The organism is Clostridium carboxidivorans P7 (assembly GCF_001038625.1).
Lineage (GTDB): Bacteria > Bacillota > Clostridia > Clostridiales > Clostridiaceae > Clostridium_AM > Clostridium_AM carboxidivorans.
On sequence record NZ_CP011803.1, the window covers coordinates 261488 to 280448 of the forward strand.

General features: G+C 31.6%; 19 protein-coding genes, 1 tRNA gene and 1 riboswitch. Of the genes, 11 read left to right on the forward strand and 9 right to left on the reverse strand.

The genetic code is table 11. From position 1 onward, the window contains the following. Positions 1–2 precede the first annotated feature (2 nt). Positions 3–1202 carry a MerR family transcriptional regulator gene (locus Ccar_RS27285; protein WP_007060156.1) on the reverse strand — a complete coding sequence of 400 codons (1200 nt, stop codon included), beginning with the start codon at positions 1200–1202 and terminating at the stop codon, positions 3–5. 182 nt (positions 1203–1384) lie between these two features. Here Ccar_RS27285 and Ccar_RS26615 point away from each other — a divergent pair, with 182 nt between their 5' ends. The 5 genes from Ccar_RS26615 (at position 1385) to add (ending at position 4369) form a co-directional block, all read left to right on the forward strand. After that, a complete protein-coding gene (locus Ccar_RS26615; RefSeq protein WP_156184546.1) occupies positions 1385–1561 on the forward strand; it encodes a hypothetical protein in 177 nt (58 codons plus the stop codon). Between the two features lie 134 nt (positions 1562–1695). Next, the gene (locus Ccar_RS01280; RefSeq protein WP_007060155.1) at positions 1696–2253 is read left to right on the forward strand and encodes a GNAT family N-acetyltransferase; all 558 of its coding nucleotides are present in this window, start codon (positions 1696–1698) and stop codon (positions 2251–2253) included. A gap of 56 nt (positions 2254–2309) precedes the next feature. Further along, positions 2310–2418: riboswitch (TPP riboswitch) on the forward strand. Between the two features lie 73 nt (positions 2419–2491). Then, a complete protein-coding gene (locus Ccar_RS01285) occupies positions 2492–3079 on the forward strand; it encodes a thiamine phosphate synthase (protein ID WP_007064486.1) in 588 nt (195 codons plus the stop codon). 86 nt (positions 3080–3165) lie between these two features. Beyond that, a tRNA-Ser gene (locus Ccar_RS01290) sits at positions 3166–3256 on the forward strand. A gap of 87 nt (positions 3257–3343) precedes the next feature. Then, complete coding sequence (gene add / locus Ccar_RS01295) at positions 3344–4369, forward strand: adenosine deaminase (RefSeq protein ID WP_007060153.1); 1026 nt, start codon at positions 3344–3346, stop codon at positions 4367–4369. 34 nt (positions 4370–4403) lie between these two features. Here the strand turns inward: add and Ccar_RS01300 are convergent, their stop codons facing one another. Next, the gene (locus tag Ccar_RS01300) at positions 4404–4928 is read right to left on the reverse strand and encodes a DUF1256 domain-containing protein (protein ID WP_007060152.1); all 525 of its coding nucleotides are present in this window, start codon (positions 4926–4928) and stop codon (positions 4404–4406) included. Positions 4929–5195: 267 nt separating this feature from the next. Between Ccar_RS01300 and Ccar_RS01305 the strand changes: the two genes are divergently transcribed. Continuing rightward, the gene (locus Ccar_RS01305; RefSeq protein ID WP_007060151.1) at positions 5196–5837 is read left to right on the forward strand and encodes a DUF5105 domain-containing protein; all 642 of its coding nucleotides are present in this window, start codon (positions 5196–5198) and stop codon (positions 5835–5837) included. Between the two features lie 93 nt (positions 5838–5930). On the opposite strand, the gene Ccar_RS01310 is transcribed toward Ccar_RS01305, so the two are convergent. Then, positions 5931–7778, reverse strand: coding sequence for a stage V sporulation protein D (locus Ccar_RS01310; protein ID WP_007064485.1), 1848 nt, complete (start codon positions 7776–7778; stop codon positions 5931–5933). 233 nt (positions 7779–8011) lie between these two features. Between Ccar_RS01310 and thiS the strand changes: the two genes are divergently transcribed. From thiS to thiH, 4 genes are read left to right on the forward strand one after another with little or no spacing between them, the layout of a single operon-like run. Next, positions 8012–8209 carry a sulfur carrier protein ThiS gene (gene thiS, locus Ccar_RS01315; RefSeq protein WP_007060149.1) on the forward strand — a complete coding sequence of 66 codons (198 nt, stop codon included), beginning with the start codon at positions 8012–8014 and terminating at the stop codon, positions 8207–8209. 1 nt (position 8210) lies between these two features. Next, positions 8211–9020, forward strand: coding sequence for a sulfur carrier protein ThiS adenylyltransferase ThiF (gene thiF, locus Ccar_RS01320; protein ID WP_007060148.1), 810 nt, complete (start codon positions 8211–8213; stop codon positions 9018–9020). A gap of 15 nt (positions 9021–9035) precedes the next feature. Beyond that, entirely contained in the window at positions 9036–9806 is a 771-nt protein-coding gene (locus tag Ccar_RS01325) for a thiazole synthase (RefSeq protein ID WP_007060147.1), read from the forward strand. Positions 9807–9819: 13 nt separating this feature from the next. Further along, the gene (gene thiH / locus Ccar_RS01330) at positions 9820–10980 is read left to right on the forward strand and encodes a 2-iminoacetate synthase ThiH (protein ID WP_007060146.1); all 1161 of its coding nucleotides are present in this window, start codon (positions 9820–9822) and stop codon (positions 10978–10980) included. Between the two features lie 116 nt (positions 10981–11096). On the opposite strand, the gene Ccar_RS01335 is transcribed toward thiH, so the two are convergent. The 3 genes from Ccar_RS01335 to Ccar_RS01345 are packed head-to-tail and all read right to left on the reverse strand — an operon-like array spanning position 11097 to position 15259. Continuing rightward, a complete protein-coding gene (locus Ccar_RS01335) occupies positions 11097–12839 on the reverse strand; it encodes an NADH-dependent [FeFe] hydrogenase, group A6 (RefSeq protein WP_007060145.1) in 1743 nt (580 codons plus the stop codon). Between the two features lie 26 nt (positions 12840–12865). Further along, the gene (locus tag Ccar_RS01340) at positions 12866–14746 is read right to left on the reverse strand and encodes an NADH-quinone oxidoreductase subunit NuoF (RefSeq protein WP_007060144.1); all 1881 of its coding nucleotides are present in this window, start codon (positions 14744–14746) and stop codon (positions 12866–12868) included. Between the two features lie 30 nt (positions 14747–14776). Next, positions 14777–15259: an NADH-quinone oxidoreductase subunit NuoE family protein gene (locus Ccar_RS01345; protein WP_007060143.1), complete on the reverse strand. Its 483-nt coding sequence runs from the start codon at positions 15257–15259 to the stop codon at positions 14777–14779. A 310-nt stretch (positions 15260–15569) separates the two neighbouring features. Between Ccar_RS01345 and Ccar_RS01355 the strand changes: the two genes are divergently transcribed. Beyond that, positions 15570–15989, forward strand: coding sequence for a hypothetical protein (locus Ccar_RS01355; RefSeq protein WP_007060142.1), 420 nt, complete (start codon positions 15570–15572; stop codon positions 15987–15989). Positions 15990–16259: 270 nt separating this feature from the next. Here the strand turns inward: Ccar_RS01355 and Ccar_RS01360 are convergent, their stop codons facing one another. Genes Ccar_RS01360 through Ccar_RS01370 form a run of 3 tightly spaced genes read right to left on the reverse strand, consistent with a single transcriptional unit; the run spans position 16260 to position 18938 of the window. Beyond that, complete coding sequence (locus Ccar_RS01360; protein ID WP_007064483.1) at positions 16260–17054, reverse strand: ABC transporter ATP-binding protein; 795 nt, start codon at positions 17052–17054, stop codon at positions 16260–16262. Next, positions 17017–17931 carry an ABC transporter permease gene (locus Ccar_RS01365; RefSeq protein WP_007060139.1) on the reverse strand — a complete coding sequence of 305 codons (915 nt, stop codon included), beginning with the start codon at positions 17929–17931 and terminating at the stop codon, positions 17017–17019. Before Ccar_RS01365 ends, Ccar_RS01360 begins: the two co-directional genes overlap by 38 nt. After that, entirely contained in the window at positions 17931–18938 is a 1008-nt protein-coding gene (locus Ccar_RS01370; protein ID WP_007060138.1) for an ABC transporter substrate-binding protein, read from the reverse strand. The genes Ccar_RS01365 and Ccar_RS01370 overlap by 1 nt, the downstream gene beginning before the upstream one ends. Positions 18939–18961 lie beyond the last annotated feature (23 nt).

Consider the following 18961-nt stretch of genomic DNA (forward strand, 5'->3'; position numbering starts at 1 on the left):
AATTATTTGATTCCTTGAAAAAATCCTGTGTCTTTTGTTATATAAATTCCTCCTGTTTTTTTTATTTCTTCCTGCAAAAATTTTATAAGACTTTGAAGTTTATCTTCAGTAAAAATATCTTTTGTATTTCCAGGCATTGAAAATATGTAATCTACAAGAGGAATAGGGTCTGTTACAATTAAACTATCTTCATATCTTTTTAGTTTTACCTCTTTAAACCATTTTGAAACCTGTTTAAAACCATTTTCTAATTGAAAGTTTTCTGTTAAATCCCAACTCTTAGTAGTTATATTCTCAGAATTAAATTTTGCTACGATTTCTCTCATTTCCTTCATATGGTCCTTACCAACTGTAGAGGCATAGAATAAACCGTTATTTTTTAAAACTCGTTTTGCTTCTGAGAAAGCTTTTTCTCTGTCAGGTACATGATATAACATGTTATTAGCAATGATTACATCAAAAGAATTATCTTTAAAAGGTAATTTCTCAGCATCAGCTATTTTAAATTTAAATCTTGATGCTTTACTTGCCAAATTTTTTTTAGCATCTTTAAGCATTCCATTAGAAAAGTCTGTTAAGGTTATATTCCAATTACATGGGATATCTGAGAAATTTCTTTCCCATAGGCTTCCATCGCCGCAGCCAACTTCAAGTATAGAGGCATTGGAAGGTACATATAGGTTATTAAAAAACCAATTCATCCATCCTTGTTTATTGGTACTAAAAAGTTCATGTATTCTAATTCTTGATCGCAGGTTAGAAGCATTTTCATATTGTTCAATCCATTTTTTATCAGTATTTATTGCATTTATTATATTAACAAACTTATCCCAATTTAGTATATTATTGTTGTCTAACATATGTACTGCTTCATCAATAGCTTTTATAACCATTTGTATATGTTGTATTTTTTCTTCCATTATGGTTTTTTGTATTTCCAGAGGCTTTTTTAAATCTTGATCATTGTTGTCGTACTTTATTATATTGGCTATATCATCTAAAGAAAGACCTATAAATTTCAAGGTTAGTATTTTTTGCAGCCTTCCAAAATCCTGCTTACTGTATAACCTATGACCTAAATCATTATGATAACTAGGTTTTAGTAACCCTATTTTATCATAATATCTTAAAGTTCTTAAGGTAACTCCTGCCTTCTTTGAAAATTGACCAATAGTAAATAAGTTATTTTCATTTTGGCACATTTTATCACCTCTACTTAGAATATTTTAACACATTACGTAAGGTAATGGGCAAGAACTTTTTTTATTAAAGTAACATTTTTTATTTAAAGCAATAATATGGTAATAAACATAAGAAAAATTAAAAATTAATTTATTTAATTTTTAAAGTTTAGTAACGGTTAAGAGAATAAGGAGGGTTTAACATGTGTGAAAAATGTAAATGTCATAAACATCATAGATGTCATAGGCATCACAGGTGCCATAGATGTTGCAAAAGAATTCATATAACTATAAGATGCTGTGAGAAAAAGAAATGTAGATGTCATAAAGAAAAGAAAAAAAGATGTTCTAAAAGAATAACACATGACTGCTGCTGTTAAATATGAGTTGAGGAGAATCAATATTATTCTCCTCAATTTAGTTATATAAAATTGACAGAGGAATAAGTATTAATTAAAATCAAAATATAAATTAAAGGTTTAAAAATATTTTAATATATAGGGAGATTTTAATAATGTATACAAATTTAAAAAGTTTGCTTAAGGGAGAAAGATTGAGACTGACATCATTAAATGAAAAAGATATATTATCTATGGAACAATGGTACAATGATGTAGATTTTCTGCGATTATATGATATGACCATGGCTTTTCCCAAATCTTCAGCTCAATTATATGAAATGCTCAATGAAAAGAGAAAGTCTAATAATAGTTATATTTTTGCCATAAGAACCTTAGAGGAAGATAAGTTTGTAGGTGTTGCAGGTTTTGAAAATATACTATGGAATAATGGTACAGCAGTAGTTTTTATAGGATTAGGAGATGAAGAGTGTAGGGGAAAGGGATATGGCAAAGAAGCTATGCAAATGCTTTTAAATTTTGCATTTCAAGAACTTAACTTACATAGAATTCAACTAGATGTTTTATCCTACAATAAAGCAGCTATTAAGCTTTATGAAAGTCTTGGCTTCAAGAGAGAAGGGGTTTATAGGGAGTTTATACATAGGGATGGAAAAAGATATGATATGTACCTTTATGGACTTTTAAGATATGAAGTAGAGAATAATATGTAAATTAAAATGAAATTGACTTTATTTTGAGCATATGGTAAATTGATGTTAAAACGTACTAATAAGTTTAGGGGAGCACATAATAATGGGCTGAGAGTGGAATGATATTCCTTACCCTCATAACCTGATTTGGGTAATACCGACGTAGGGAGAAGAATTATAGATTTTAAACACAAATTCTCTATGAATTTGTGTTTTTTATTTATTGACACAAATTTTAATGAAAAGTGGTGGATAAGCTTTGTTTAATTTAAAGGAAGATAAAAAGATATATGTAGTTACAAATAGGCATTTAATAGATAAGAGCAGCAATCTGTGTGAAGTAATAGAAAAATGTGCATTTAAGGGTGCAGATGGGGTTATATTAAGGGAAAAAGATTTAGAGAATGAAGCGTTAAAGCATTTAGGTGAAAAAATTAAAATTATAACAGATAAGTATAATATTCCTTTGATTATTAATGGAAATATTAAAGTGGCTTTAGATATAAATGCTTATGGATTCCATACAGGATTTGAAAATTTTAAAAATATGAAGGGCAATGAAACTATTTGTGAAAAAATTGCTGTGGGAGTGTCGGTCCATAAAGTAGAAGAAGCAGTGGAAGCGGAAAAGCTTGGTGCAAATTATCTATTGGCAGGTCATATATTTGAAACAGATTGTAAATTGGGATTAAAAGGAAGAGGAATGGGGTTTTTGGAAAAAATATGTGAAAGTGTTACTATACCAGTTATAGCTATAGGAGGAATAAAGGAAGATAACATAAAAAAAGTTTTAAATACTAAAGCTTATGGGGTGGCTATTATGTCTTCAGCTATGAAAATAGGATAAAATTTAAATTTAAAAAAAGATAAAAATTAAATTAAAAAAAGTGTTGACATTTAACCATATGGTTGTTATAATTATAACTGTTCTTTGGAAAGATGGTCGAGTTGGTTTAAGGCACCGGTCTTGAAAACCGGCGTACGGGTGACCGTACCTAGGGTTCGAATCCCTATCTTTCCGCCAAGTAAAACACCTAACTTGTAGTTAGGTGTTTTTTTCATAGAATTATTTCGGCATAAATGTTACTATATTAGAAAGAGGTGAAGTAAAATGGATTATAACAAAATAATTAAAAATCTCCCTAAGGTAGATCTTCACTGCCATTTAGATGGAAGTTTAAGACCACAAACTATAATTGATATTGCTGTGAAGGAGAATATAGATATTCCAACTAAAGAATTAAAAGAATTTGAGAAGTATGTAAAGGTCTTTGGAGAATGTGATTCTTTAAAGGACTATTTAGATAAGTTTGAATTACCAATTAAAGTTATGCAAAATAAAAAAAATATATATAGAATAACTAGTGAACTTTTAGAAGATGTTTCAAAGGATAATGTAAAATACATAGAAATAAGATTTGCACCTTTTAATCATATTCAAAAAGGACTTAAAGCAGAAGATGTTATAGAAGCTGCTATTGAAGCTATGAAAGATGGAAGAAAAAAGTATGGAGTTATGTCCAATCTGATTTTGTGTGCTATGAGACACGAATCTGTAGAAAGCAGCAAGCGTTTAGTTGAAATAGGTAAAAAATACCTTGGAAAAGGAGTAGCAGCTGTAGATTTAGCAGGTAATGAGCATGATTTTCCTCCAGAAATTCATAAAGAAGCCTTTGACTTAGCTCAAAAATATGGATTTCACTGTACAATACATGCAGGGGAAACAGGCATAGAACAGAACATAATAAAGTCAATTGAAATGCTCCATGCAGAGAGAATAGGACACGGAGTATATGCTTTTAAGGATGAAAAGGTAGTTAAGTATTTAAAAGATAGACAAATACCTTTAGAAATGTGTATAACAAGTAATATTGATACTAAAGCAGTTAAAGACTATGAATTCCATCCTATAAAAAAGTATTTGGATGAAGGATTGGTGGTAACAGTAAATACAGACAATATGACAGTTTCTAATGTATCTCTAAATGATGAGTTTAATCATTTAGTTAAAGAACAAAATTTTACTTTGGAAGATATAAAGAAGGTAGTAAAGAATGGAATAGAAGCTTCTTTTGCTTCTGAGGATGACAAAGATATATTGAGAAAGCAGTATGAAAAGGCTTTGGAAATATTATAAGTAAAATAGAGGAGTTAATTTAAACTTCTCTATTTTAATTAACAAAGTTTTTTGCTTTAATTATAGAATTACAAACAATCTTAGAAAATTTATAAACATCATTAAAGCTTACTTTTTTATTAAGCAGTAGATATTGAAGTTTTTCTGATACGCTGCACATAATACTGCTGTGGCCTATTGAAGGCATGCTTTTTCCTAAGGCAGAACCTGGATTTATACCACCATTTTTTAATAATATCATTCCAACGTCATCTTTAAGGGATAAAATAGAATCTACAGCTAAAATATGCTTTTCCTTTTTTTCTATATGTGGAAGTTTACTTTTTATATTTAGAGAATTAATTGGAAAATCTAATGTGCCATATACTTTAATATTCAAATCTTTTTTATTTTCTTCAATAAGAGTGCCTGTAAGTGGACCGATTAAGTCTTCTATGCAATCATTTGTACCTAAGCATATTATAGCAGTGTCCTTATTTATAAGATTATTACTTATAAGTGCTTTGGCTATTATATTTTCAGCACAAGGAGAAGTTAATTTAACTTTGTCTACAATCATAAATATCACCCTTGTATAATAAAAATGTATATTTATTATTCCCTATAATATTTAAGTTATTAACAAGTACTTTATACATATATTAACATGTAAAAGTAATGCTTAACGGTATTTTAATTTGTAAATGATTAAAATTAAATTCACTGTTGAAAATAATGATAAAATTTACATAAAAATGTGTAAAGTTTGAGAAAATATTGACGAAATATACATTATGTGGTATATTCACATAGCAATAAAATATACATAATTTTACGGGGGGTAAATATGAAAAACTTAAAAAGAAATTTAGCAATATGTATGAGTTTGCTAATGATTCCTTTAATGCTAATGGGATGTAAGCCTAAGGTAGGCCCTGATGAAACTGCAAAAAGTTTGGTTGAATTTGCTATTAAAGGAGATCAAAGTGGCGTATCAAAAATTGGAGTATCTCAAAGTGAAATTAATAATGCTGTAAAGGCAGAAAAAGATGAGTTTCTTAAAGAAATAAAAAGTACTTTTACAACTTCAGGCTTAAATGTTACAGATGCTCAGGTAAACGAAATATATAAAGCAGTTATGGAAGATTTTAAAAAGGTTACAGTGACAACACAAATTGGTTCACAAAATGACAAAACTGCTGAAGTAAAATTAAAATCAACTTATGTGGATTTAGAAGCAATTTCTATGAAGGCTGCAAATAATGCCATTGCTCAATTTGAAAATTCAGGAATAACAGATGAAAAAGAGCTTAAAACAAAATTGACAGATGCTTTTGTTAAAAATTTGATAACAGAATTGAAAAATGCTAAACCATCGGAAGCTAAAGAGAAAACTTTTAAATTTGTGGTAAAGGATAAAGTTTGGTTACCAGAAAATGAAAGTCAATTCTTTTCAGATGTAGCTAAATTAGTTTCTGGTCAAAAATAAAATCTTATTATTTTTTTGAAGATGACTAAATATTAAGGGACTATCTTATACACATATTTTATATGGTATTAAGAATAGTCCCTTTAATATATACTAGTTAGCAGGTTTATCTAGCGATAATTGCCCTTTCATTATCATATAATTAAATATTTGACTAAAAAGATCTTTGGCTACCGGAGCAGATACTTGACTGCCATAGTAGTTTGATGGATCAGGTTCATCTACTGAAACTAGCAAAGTAATTTTAGGATCATCTGCAGGTGCCATACCAGCGAAGGAAGAAAAATACTTATCAGATTCGTAGCCACCGCCTTTTGGATTTGCCTTTTGAGCAGTTCCTGTTTTACCTGCAATGTGATAACCGTCAATAAAAGCATTATGTCCAACTCCTGTAGGCAAGCTTACAACTTTCTCCAAATAAGTTCTCAAAGTAGCAGCGGTATTAGAATCAAGAATTGATTTTTTACCAAGGTCAGTAAAGGTTTTATCTACTACCGGGTTATTATTTCCATCTGAATGAGTTATTTGCTTCATAATATGAGGTCTTATCCAAGTACCACCATTTGCTACAGAATTAAAAGCAGCCAAGTATTGGACTGCAGTAACTGAAAGACCTTGTCCAAAAGCTAAAGTAGCCAAGTCAACATTAGTTAATTTCTCAGGATTTTTAACTATTCCAATGGATTCTCCTGGTAAATCAATACCTGTTTTTTGACCAAACCCAAATAAAGAAACATAGTACCCTAAACGTCCTTTGCCTAGCTGTAATCCTAATTGAACAAATCCTACATTACAGGAATTCTTAATTATGTCAACAAAACTTTCTGCTCCATGACCATTTAAATCCCAGCAGTTAATAGGATGCTTATCTACTTTTACACTACCATTACAGTAAAATGAACTATTTTCATTTGCTACATTTTCTTTCATTGCTGCATAGGCAGTAATTACTTTAAATATAGAACCAGGTTCAAAAGCACTTTGCACAGCAATGTTTTTTACAGCATCATCAACAGACTTTACAGCATTTCCTTTTGAGTCTTTGATTGGATGGTTTGGATCGAAGTCCGGTTTATTTACCATAGCTAATATTTCACCAGTTTTAGGATCCATTACAGTTATGGTAACTGATTTAGCTTTATTATCAGTTAAAGCCTTTTGAGCAGCTTTTTCTGCTATGGATTGAATGTTCTCATCAATAGTTAAAACAACATCTTTACCATTAACAGGAGCTTTATAATCCGAATTGCCATAAGGTAATTGAGTACTATTTCTATCTGCTTCATAAGTAGTACGCCCAGGAGTTCCAGATAACTCTTTGTCATAATTTAATTCTACACCAGAAACACCTTTGCCTTCTAAATTTACATAGCCAAGTACTCCAGCTAAAAAGTTATTATTAGGATAATACCTTTTTGAATCAGAGGAAATAATAATACCTCTGATGTTTAATTCCTTTATTTTATCTACCTGAGGTTTATCAATACCTCTGGCTAGAATAGCAAACTTTATTGGAATTCCATTAGAGGTGGTTCTATTTAAAGTATCAGATAGTTTATCAGTGCTAGTGTTTAGTATAGTCGATAACTTTGCAGCAAGTTGTTCCATTGTCATTTTTTTATTTATTAAGCTTTCTCTTAATGTAACCATATCAAGATCCACTCTATATGCATTCATGCTTACAGCTATTTCCATACCATTACGATCTAGTATTCTACCTCTTCTAGCAGGAATCTCATAATCGTTTGTCCATTGATCTAAGGCTTTGGCTTTATAAACTGGAGACTTAATATGCATGATATAAAAAAGTCTTCCTATTAAACCTAAAAATGTAAAAATTAACATAACTAGTATAAAAAATGATTTTTTAGATGATTTGTTTTTTTTCTTTTGTACCAGAATGGTTACCTCCTTTTTAAATGATGGCTTTTTAGCAATCATGTAGTGTTATAAAACTATTATAAGATATAATCCACAAAAAAGCATAAAATATAATAAAAAATTTAATAAATTATACTGTATTAAATTTAAATTGACCATAATTTACTAAAGTGTTATAATATTAACATAATAAAATAATGAAATTTAGAGTGTGAGGGTCACACGAAGGGGTACACCACCATGGGTGTAATTCTTCGTGTGGCCTTTTTGCTTTATGTAAAAGAGGTGATTAAGTGATAAAACTAAATGAAAAAGAAATAAGTAATAGTACTGATATACTTTTGGACAAGCTTCTTATTAATGAAGGTTATTCACTTCAAAGAATTGCTGTTGAATTAAATGGTGATATAATACCAAAATCTCAGTATGTTAACAAAAAGATTAAAGATGGTGATTTTATCCAGGTAGTTAGTTTTGTAGGAGGAGGCTAATATGAATCTTTATGTAAATGGAAAAAATAGAACAACAGAATGCTGTTCATTATGTTCATTAAGAAAAGAGTTATTTTCAGAAGCTTCTAATATTATTATGATTTACAATGGCTTTCAAACAGAAAATGACATTATGCTTAATGAGGGAGACAGTGTATCTTTTATAGAAAAAGGTGCTATGCCTTCAGAAGATGAATTGGAAGCCTTGATGATGGCTAGACATACGCCATTTGTACATAAAAAAGTAAAGAGAGCAAGAGTGGCAATTGCAGGTCTTGGAGGTCTAGGTTCAAATGTGGCAGTGGCTCTTGCAAGAACTGGCATAGGTCATCTTCATTTAGTAGATTTTGATATAGTAGAGCCAAGTAATTTAAATAGGCAGGCATATAAGATAAGGCATTTGGGAATGAAAAAAACAGAAGCATTAAAATCAGAAATTGAAGATATTAATCCCTATATTAAAGTTTCTATTGATAATGTAAAAGTTACAGAAGAAAATGCTGTTTCTTTATTTCAAAATGATCCTATTGTTTGTGAAGCTTTTGACAGGGCTGAATATAAAGCAATGCTTATAAATACTTTATTGGAAAAGCAGCCGGAAATTAAATTGGTGTCAGCATCTGGTTTGGCAGGCTATGAAAGCAGTAATTCCATTACTACTAGAAAAGTTTTTAACAATCTCTATTTATGTGGAGATAGAAAAAGTAATGCAGAACCAGGAAGAGGTTTAATGGCTCCTAGAGTAAGTATTTGTGCTGGCCATCAGGCTAATATGATTTTGCGGTTAATTTTAGGTGTGGAAGAAGTTTAAAGGAGGATGTAAATAATGGAAAAGGACAAATTAATAATTGGAGGACATGAATTTTCATCTAGATTTATTTTAGGTTCAGGAAAATATAATTTGAATTTAATTAAGGCAGCAGTAGAAAATGCTGGTGCAGAGATAATTACTTTAGCAGTAAGACGTGCCAATACTAAAGGTAGTGAGAACATTTTAGATTACATTCCTAAGGGTGTAACTTTACTGCCTAATACATCAGGTGCAAGAAATGCGGAAGAGGCAGTTAGAATTGCAAGATTGGCAAGAGAATTAGGATGTGGAAGCTTTGTAAAAATTGAAGTCATTCATGATTCAAAATATTTGCTTCCAGATAATTATGAAACAATTAAAGCTACAGAAATTCTTGCAAAAGAAGGATTTGTAGTAATGCCATACATGCATGCGGATTTAAATGTAGCTCGTGATTTATACAATGCTGGAGCAGCTTGTATTATGCCTTTAGCATCACCAATTGGCTCTAATAGGGGATTGAGTTCAAAAGATTTTATAAAGATACTTGTAGATGAAATTGATCTTCCTATTATTGTTGATGCAGGAATTGGACGTCCATCTCAAGCTTGTGAAGCTATGGAAATGGGTGTTGCAGCTGTTATGGCTAATACTGCAATTGCAACTTCTGGTGATATTCCGGTTATGGCAGGAGCTTTTAAGCAAGCCATTGAAGCAGGACGTGCAGCATATCTTTCTGGTTTGGGACGTGTATTACATAAGGGTGCATCTGCATCTTCACCATTAACTGGATTTTTAGTAGAATAGGAGGAATATATTTATGGATGAACAACGTACAAATCATATGGAATACATGCCAGGAATGGAAGTATTGGAGTCAAATGTTATGGATCAAGTCATAAGTAGTATGCATGCTTATGATTACAATAAATATACAGCACAAGATGTAAAGAGAGCATTGCAGCATGAATACCGTACACCAGAAGATTTTGCAGCATTGTTATCTCCTGCAGCTGAAAAATTTCTAGAAGGAATGGCCAGGCTTGCAAAAGAGGAAACAAGAAAGCATTTTGGCAATTCTATTTATATGTTTACTCCAATATATATTGCTAATTACTGTGAAAATTACTGCATTTATTGTGGATTTAACTGTCACAATAAAATACGACGTGCCAGATTGAATTCTGAAGAAATAGACAGGGAAATGCAGGCTATAGCTAAAACAGGTTTAGAAGAAATATTAATTCTTACTGGAGAGAGCAGAAAAATGTCAGATGTAAAGTACATTGGAGAAGCTTGTAAAATAGCACGTAAATATTTTAAGTTGGTTGGTTTAGAGGTATATCCAATGAATTCTGATGAATATGAATATCTTCATGAATGTGGTGCGGATTTTGTTACTGTATTTCAGGAAACCTATAATTCCGACAAATATGAAACTCTTCATTTAGCAGGACATAAACGTATATTCCCATATAGAGTTAATGCTCAGGAAAGAGCTTTAAAGGGTGGTATGCGTGGTGTTGGTTTTGCAGCTTTACTTGGACTAGATGATTTTCGTAAGGATGCCTTTGCCACAGGAATGCATGCATATCTTCTGCAAAGAAAATACCCACATGCAGAAATAGCATTTTCATGTCCAAGGCTAAGACCAATTATAAACAACGATAAAATAAATCCTAAGGATGTTCATGAACCTCAGCTTTTGCAGGTGATTACAGCATATCGTCTATTTATGCCTTTTGCAAGTATTACTATTTCTACAAGAGAGTGTGAAAGATTTCGTAACAATGTAATTGGATTAGCAGCTACTAAGATTTCAGCTGGTGTTAGTACTGGAATTGGAAGTCATGTTGAAGAAGTAGAAGATAAGGGTGATGATCAATTTGAAATTGCAGATACAAGATCTGTAGATGAAGTGTATCAGGCAATTAAGGATCAAGGTTTACAACCAGTAATGAATGATTATGTTTATGTATAAAAGTTTATAATTGACAATTGATAGTTGACAGTTGTAGGATGGTTTTTCCTCAACTGTCAATTTTACATTGTAAATTATCAACTATTTATAACTTTTAAGTTTAAATAGCATGTAAACTATAATTTTTGTCTTTTTGTATAATGGGTGTGAAGAAGATCATGGGCTTTTTTACCTCCTACTTCTCCAATAAATTCTTTATATAGAGCTTGAACTTCAGGATTTTCATGAGATTTTCTTAGGGTTTTATTCCTATCCTCTTTATATATAGCTTCCATTCTTTTCTTTACAATATCTAAATCTCCAAAGTGATATGGTTGACCTCCTCCATCAATACATCCTCCAGGACAGGCCATTATTTCTATGGCATGATATTTTGATTCACCAGATTCTATTTCCTCAAGAAGTTTTCTTGCATTACCAAGACCATGAGCTACACCAATGTTTATTTCTTTTCCACCAATATTAACACTAGCTTCTTTTAGTCCATCAAGACCTCTTACACTATGAAATTCTACTTCTTTTAAAGTTTCACCTGTAATCCATTCATAAGCAGTTCTAAGGGCTGCTTCAATTACACCACCAGTAGTTCCAAATATTACAGAAGCACCTGTGGATTCTCCAAGTGGATTATCAAAATCTTCATCAGGAAGCTTATTAAAATCTATTCCTGCTTCCATTATCATGTCTGCAAGTTCTCTTGTAGTAACTACAAGGTCAACATTTTTTTCACCTTCATGTTCAAGTTCAGGCCTGCTTATTTCATATTTTTTTGCAATACATGGCATAACTGAAACTACTACAATTTTAGATGGATCAATATTTAATTTTTCTGCCATGTATGTTTTAGCTAAAGTACCAAACATTATATGTGGAGACTTACAAGTTGAAGGTATATCTAAAAGATCAGGAAATTGATGTTCTATAAATTTAACCCAGCTAGGGCAGCAGCTTGTGAGTATTGGAAGTCTTCCACCATTTTGAAGTCTATCTATAAATTCATGAGCTTCTTCTAAAATGGTTACATCTGCTGCAAAATCTGTATCACACACCTTATCAAAACCCAATCTTCTTAAGGCTGCCACCATTTTGCCAGTTACAATGGTTCCAGGTTCCATGCCAAATTTTTCACCTAAAGCAACTCTTATAGCAGGTGCAGTTTGAACTACTACATATTTATCAGGGTCAGCTATTACTTCCCACACTTTAGCTACATTACTAACTTCAGTTAAAGCAGCAGTTGGACATACAGATACGCATTGACCGCAAAATGTACATTGTGTATCAAGCATAGGACGACCAAATGCAGGAGATACTACAGTTTCGAAGCCTCTATCTACTGCAGAGTAAACTTGGCAGGTTTGCACTTCATTGCACATAGTTTCACATCGTCTGCACATTATACATTTATCTAGATTTCTATATATAGCACCACTGGAAGAATCTTTTTTATAATTAGACATAGCACCTTTATATCTTATTTTTCTTATACCTAATTCAGCAGCAATTAATTGAAGTTGACATTGAGTATTCTTTTCACATACAAGGCAGTCAGTAGGATGATCTGATAATAAAAGTTCTACCATAGTACGCCTTGCTTTTATTGCTCTGGGACTATTGGTTTTAACGATCATGCCTTCAAAAGCTTCTGTGGAGCAGGAAGGTGCAAGGTTACGTCTTCCTTCAACCTCAACTAGACAAACTCTACAGGAAGAAGTCCTATTTACCATTTTTATGTCATGAAGGTCAAGATAGCAAAGGGTAGGTATATTTATGTTTACTTTTTTTGCAGCATCTAAAATTGTAGTGCCTTCTGGTACTGATACTTTTATATCATTTATAGTTAGGTTTACCATTTTCATTTTTATAAACTCCTTTCTCAAAATTATTATTGCTTTGTAATAGAGGAAAATTTACAAGTACTACTACATGCACCACAATTTATACATTTTTCTTTATTTATTACGTGTGCCTTTTTAACTTCACCTGAGATAGCCTTAGTAGGACATACTTTTGTACAAGCTGTGCATCCAATACACTTTTTAGGATCTATACTATATTTTAAAAGTGCAGTGCAAACTCCAGCAGGGCAGTGTTTATCTTTTACATGAGATACATACTCATCCCAGAAGAATTTCATTGTACTTATAACTGGATTAGGTGATGTTTGACCAAGACCGCATAGGGAAGAATCTTTTATTACATAAGATAAATCTTTTAACCCTTCAAGATGCTCCATAGTACCTTTTCCATTAGTGATATTTTCTAAAATTTCTAAAAGTCTCTTGTTTCCAATTCTGCAGGCAGTACATCTTCCGCAGGATTCATCTACGCTGAATTGAAGATAAAATTTTGCTATATTTACCATACAGTTATCTTCATCCATTACGATCATTCCGCCAGAACCCATCATGGAACCTATTTCAGTAAGACTTTCATAGTCAATAGGAATATCTAAATGATCTGCAGGAATGCATCCGCCAGAAGGTCCTCCAGTTTGAACAGCTTTGAATTTTTTACCACCTCGAATACCCCCGCCTAAATCGTATATTATTTCCCTTAAAGTTATACCCATAGGTACTTCTACAAGACCAACATTATTTATTTTGCCTGCTAATGCAAAAACTTTAGTTCCCTTACTTTTTTCAGTACCTATAGAACTAAACCACTGTGAACCATTTAATATAATAGGAGCAATGTTTGCTAAAGTTTCTACATTGTTTATGTTAGTAGGTTTCTTCCAAAGACCTATTTGAGATGGGAAAGGAGGTTTTACAGTAGGCTCTCCTCTTCCGCCTTCTATGGAATTTATAAGGGCAGTTTCTTCACCGCATATAAAAGCTCCAGCACCATATTTTAAATCAATATGAAAAGAAAAACTGCTACCTAAAATATTATCTCCCAGCAAACCTAAATCGTAAGCTTGCTTTATGGCAATTCTTAATCTGTTTATTGCAAGTGGATATTCAGCTCTAATATAAATATAACCTTTATTTGCACCTATACAGTAGCCTGCAATAGCCATAGCTTCAAGTACAGAATTAGGATCGCCCTCTAATATACTTCTATCCATGAAGGCACCAGGATCACCTTCATCAGCATTACAAATTATAAATTTTGTATCAGATTGGGATTTTTTTGTCATTTCCCATTTTATACCCGTAGGAAATCCACCACCACCACGGCCTCTTAAACCGCTCTTTTTTATTTCATCAATAACGCTATCAGGAGTCATTTGTGTTAAAACCCTACCCAAAGCTTCATAACCATTCATTGCTATGTATTCAGTAATATCTTCAGGGTTTATAAGACCACAGTTTCTAAGAGCAATTCTTTTTTGTTTTTTATAAAATGGAATGTCCGTTTGTTTTGATATTTTATTTTTTGTATTTGGTTCGTTATATAATAATTCATCAACTACTATATTTTTTGCAATGTGTTCATATACAATAAGTTTTGCTTTTTCAGCAGTAACTTCAACATAAAAAACATTATCTGGTACGACCTTAACAATAGGACCTTTTTCACAAAATCCGAAGCAGCCTGTGGAAATAACATCAACTTCATTTTCTATACCTGCATTTTTAATTTCATTTTTAAGTGTGCTAATTACATCTAAACTTTTAGAAGCATGACATCCTGTTCCGCCGCATACAAGTATGCTTCGTTTCATATTTTTGTTTGCATTTTCAGTGGTACGATTTCCAATTTTAGCTTTATATTTTTCTTTTAAAGTTGTTAGTTCTTCAAAGGATTTTATTTTATCCATATATTTCCCTCCACATTAAATTTTAATATTTTAATTCTCAGTATATTGACTTAATATTCCTTTAACATCTTCAACTTTTACTTTCCCGTAAACCATTCCATCAATTACAACTACTGGTGCAAGACCGCAAGCGCCAACACATCTTAAAATATCTATAGTAAATAATCCATCTTCTGTGGAGAATCCATCTTTGATATTAAGTTCCTTTCTAAATTCCTCTAAAACGTTTTCTGCACCTTTTACAAAGCAGGCAGTACCCATACATATGCTTATTACATGTTTGCCTCTAGGTTCTATAGTAAAGTATGAATAAAAAGTAACTACACCAAATACTTTAGCTGCACTAATGTCAAGTTTATTAGCAATAAATATTTGCAATTCTTCAGGAAGATATCCAAACATATCTTGAGCTTCATGAAGCACGTTTATAAGTGAACCTTCCTTTTCTTCTAAATTGTCTATATAGGAGGAGAGTTCTTTTAGTTTTTCGTTATCTAATTTGCATACACCCATAATTTCCCTGCACTGCAGGTTTTTCACCATCCTTCTTTTTTATATTCTCAAAATAGTATGGGTATTATGAGGGATTTTTATTAGATAATGTATGTTGAAATATAAACTTTTTAATTATCAAGCTTACAGTACAATTAAATTAGACGAACTTGGAAACAATAATTATAAAGTTTCTGTACTAAAAAAGATGTTAAAAATGAAAAAAGTGTTTATGTATCACTTTGGTAAAAGTGGTGGCTTTAACAATAGTAGTGATAAGATAAAAGTGATATAATAGTAAAAAGTTATCTAGATGAAAGGATATACAATAATGAATAATAAAATTAGGGTAGAGATATTTGGTTTAAAATATAAAGAACTTCCTCAAGGCTGCGGCTGTAGTCATAAAAACAGTTCTTGCAGCGGTTGCGGCAGCGGAGAAAATAAAAATTGTGGAGGTTGCAGTGGTGGAGGATGTACAAAAACTGCTGAAGATAAGAAAACGAAAAATATAGGAGAAGTTTTTGAAGAATTAAAGGAATTTATTAATGACAGTGATGTTAAAGATAATGTGGAACTGGAATTTATAGATTTGGATAAAATTGATATAGAAAAAGAATATGAAAGGGTATATGAAACCATAAATAAGGGATTTGAGCCGCCTATTACGGTTATTGACAATATAATAAGATATTATGGTGGAGTATCTGTTGCTTTAATTTATAAGGATGTAAAAGAGTTGTTAGAATAGTGTAAAGTTATAACTCAACTTTTTCAGAGGACAGAGGACAATTGACAGAGGACAGTGAAGGAGGATTTTTCTCCGCTGAGCTGCGAAAAATCTTTAATTAATTTTTTGAACGCTCGCTTTGCTAAAGCAAAACATTGCTGATTTATATAAATTTAAAGCTTCTTTTGCATTAGCAAAAGAAGCTTTAAAATAAATTAGTTTTCCGACGTAAGGAAGAAAACTTACCTTCACTGTCCTCTGTCCTATGCCAATTGTCCTCTGAAAAAGGTTTTAAGAAAGAGCTAATTCATCACTTATAAAATCTTCACACTTCTTATTGTTGAACAAATCCAAAAGTTTAGTTATAGTTAGAGATTTCTTTTCTTCTCCGCTTATGTCTAAAATTATTTCTCCACCATGAAGCATTATCAATCTATTTCCTATATCTATAGCTTGATTTAAATTGTGAGTTACCATAAGAGTGGTTATATTTTTTTCAGCTATAGTTTTTTTTGTTAATTCTATTATGGTTTCAGATGTTTTGGGATCTAAGGCTGCAGTATGTTCATCTAATAGTAATAAATCAGGATTAGATATGGTGGATATAAGCAGGGATAGAGCCTGTCTCTGACCACCAGATAACAATCCAACCTTTGTGTTTAAATTGTCTTCAAGTCCTAAAGAAAGATTAGATAATATTTCTTTAAAGAAGCCTGTATTTTTTTTACAAATACCTGAGCTTAGACCAAATTTTTTACCTTTATTATAAGCCATAGACAAATTTTCTAATATGGTCATAGAAGGAGAAGTGCCTAGAGCAGGATTTTGAAATACTCTACCAATAAATTTTGTTCTCTTGTATTCGAGAAGTTTAGAAATATCTCTTCCATTTAAGTTGATAGAACCGCTATCTGGTAATAAGGAACCAGATATTAAATTTAAAAGTGAGGATTTTCCAGCTCCATTACTGCCTACTATAGTAATAAAATCTCCTTTATTTATATGAAAGTTTAAATTTTTAAATACTGTTTTTTCATTTACTGTATCCTTATTGAAAACTTTTTGCAGATTCTTTATTTGAAGCAATTTTCACACCTCCTGAAGTAAAGCTTTTTAATGCCTTAAAGCCTAAATTTAATTTTTTGCCGTTTAAAGATAATGCGATAATAACAATTATACAAGTTATAAGCTTTAAATCTGTTGGAGGTAAGCCTAATTTTAAGGCAAGAGATAAACTAGCTTTATATAATATTGAACCTAAAATTGCAGTGGTTGTTGGAAGTAAAAAGTAAGCTTTTTTAAAAATGGATTCTCCAAGTATGACAGAAGCTAAACCCATTACTATAATTCCAGTTCCCATGCCCACATCAGAAAATCTTTGATATTGAGCCATCATGGAACCTGAAATTGCCACTAAACCATTTGAAAGCATAAGACCTACTATTTTAATAGTTCCTATGTCAATACCTAGGGAGGTTACCATTTGTGGGTTGTCTCCTGTAGCCTTTAACACAAAGCCAAGTTTAGTTTTTAAAAACAAATCCAATACAACCTTGGTTAAAATAGCAAATATAAAAATTACGATTACTGGAGAAATACTACTAGAAAAAATAGTGCTTTGTGCAAATAATGGTACATTTGCCTTTCCCATTATTCTTAAATTTATAGAATAAAGACCTATCATTACTAAAATACCTGAAAGTAGGTTAGTTATTTTAAGTTTAACGTGAAGTAGTCCCGTAACCCCTCCAGCTAGACAACCTACTATAAAAGCCAAAATTAATGACATAAAAGGATTTATACCTTTTAATAGGGAGGTGGCAGTAACTGCCGCCCCTAAAGCAAAGGTTCCATCCACAGATAGATCTGGAAAATCCAATATTTTATAAGTTATATAAACTCCAATAGACATTATTGAGAATATAAAACCTTGTTCCAATATGTTTATAATGAAGCCATCCATTACTTAGCACCACCTTTAACTATTTCTGCCTTTGATTTTAAGTCTTCTGGGATAGTGATACCAAGTTTTTGAGCTGTATTTTCATTTATTGTAAGCTTTGTTTCCTTTAAAGTTTGTACAGGTATATCGTTAGGTTTCTTGCCATTTATAATATCTACTGCCATAAGACCTGTTTGGAAACCAAGTTTGTAGAAATCTATGCCTTCAGTGGCAAGTGCTCCAGATTCTACATGGGCTTTTTCAGAACCTATTAAAGGTATCTTTTTTTCAATACATTTTGAACTAATAATAGACATTGATGATGCCACTAAATTATCTGTTGGTGTATATAAAACATCAACTTTAGAAAGTAGAGAACTTAAAGCTTGAGATATATCATTAGAGCTAGTAATACCCACAGCAACTATCTCTAAATTCATTTTTGATGCTTGTTCCTTCGCCATTTTTACTTGAAATTCAGAATTTGCTTCACTAGTGTTATATAATATACCTATCTTTTTACAATTAGGTACTAATTTTTTTATTAATTCAAATTGTTTATCAATAGGTGATGCGTCACTGGTTCCTGTAACATTTGTGCCAGGCTTATCCATAGACTTTACAAGTCCAGACTTCACAGGATCAGTTACAGCAGTTATAAGTATAGGAATATCCTTTGTACTGTTATAAGCTGCTTGTGCTGCAGGCGTTGCTATTGCTAATATTAAATCTTTTTTGTTTGAAACGAAATTACTTGCAATGGTTTGAGCTGTTGGTATATCACCCTGGGCATTTTGAAAATCAATTTTGATTTTATCTCCATCCTTATAGCCTTTAGAACTAAGAGCATCTACAAAACCTTTGCGAGCTGAGTCCAAAGCTGGATGTTCTACAAGTTGACTTATACCAATGTTTACCACCTTATTAGATTTGTTTTCACTTTTGCTATTGTTTGAAGAGCACCCTGTAAAAACAGAGACACCTAGAAATAGTGCGCAAGTTGCACACAATAATTTTTTTGCTACCATACTACCATCCTCCTAAAATATTA

Coding starts and splice junctions, on each gene's coding strand:
- Ccar_RS27285 (WP_007060156.1), bottom strand. CDS start 1,202: ATGTGCCAAAATGAAAATAACTTATTTACTATTGGTCAATTTTCAAAG.
- Ccar_RS26615 (WP_156184546.1), top strand. CDS start 1,385: ATGTGTGAAAAATGTAAATGTCATAAACATCATAGATGTCATAGGCAT.
- Ccar_RS01280 (WP_007060155.1), top strand. CDS start 1,696: ATGTATACAAATTTAAAAAGTTTGCTTAAGGGAGAAAGATTGAGACTG.
- add (WP_007060153.1), top strand. CDS start 3,344: ATGGATTATAACAAAATAATTAAAAATCTCCCTAAGGTAGATCTTCAC.
- Ccar_RS01300 (WP_007060152.1), bottom strand. CDS start 4,928: ATGATTGTAGACAAAGTTAAATTAACTTCTCCTTGTGCTGAAAATATA.
- Ccar_RS01305 (WP_007060151.1), top strand. CDS start 5,196: ATGAAAAACTTAAAAAGAAATTTAGCAATATGTATGAGTTTGCTAATG.
- Ccar_RS01310 (WP_007064485.1), bottom strand. CDS start 7,778: ATGATTGCTAAAAAGCCATCATTTAAAAAGGAGGTAACCATTCTGGTA.
- thiF (WP_007060148.1), top strand. CDS start 8,211: ATGAATCTTTATGTAAATGGAAAAAATAGAACAACAGAATGCTGTTCA.
- Ccar_RS01325 (WP_007060147.1), top strand. CDS start 9,036: ATGGAAAAGGACAAATTAATAATTGGAGGACATGAATTTTCATCTAGA.
- thiH (WP_007060146.1), top strand. CDS start 9,820: ATGGATGAACAACGTACAAATCATATGGAATACATGCCAGGAATGGAA.
- Ccar_RS01335 (WP_007060145.1), bottom strand. CDS start 12,839: ATGAAAATGGTAAACCTAACTATAAATGATATAAAAGTATCAGTACCA.
- Ccar_RS01340 (WP_007060144.1), bottom strand. CDS start 14,746: ATGGATAAAATAAAATCCTTTGAAGAACTAACAACTTTAAAAGAAAAA.
- Ccar_RS01345 (WP_007060143.1), bottom strand. CDS start 15,259: ATGGGTGTATGCAAATTAGATAACGAAAAACTAAAAGAACTCTCCTCC.
- Ccar_RS01355 (WP_007060142.1), top strand. CDS start 15,570: ATGAATAATAAAATTAGGGTAGAGATATTTGGTTTAAAATATAAAGAA.
- Ccar_RS01365 (WP_007060139.1), bottom strand. CDS start 17,931: ATGGATGGCTTCATTATAAACATATTGGAACAAGGTTTTATATTCTCA.
- Ccar_RS01370 (WP_007060138.1), bottom strand. CDS start 18,938: ATGGTAGCAAAAAAATTATTGTGTGCAACTTGCGCACTATTTCTAGGT.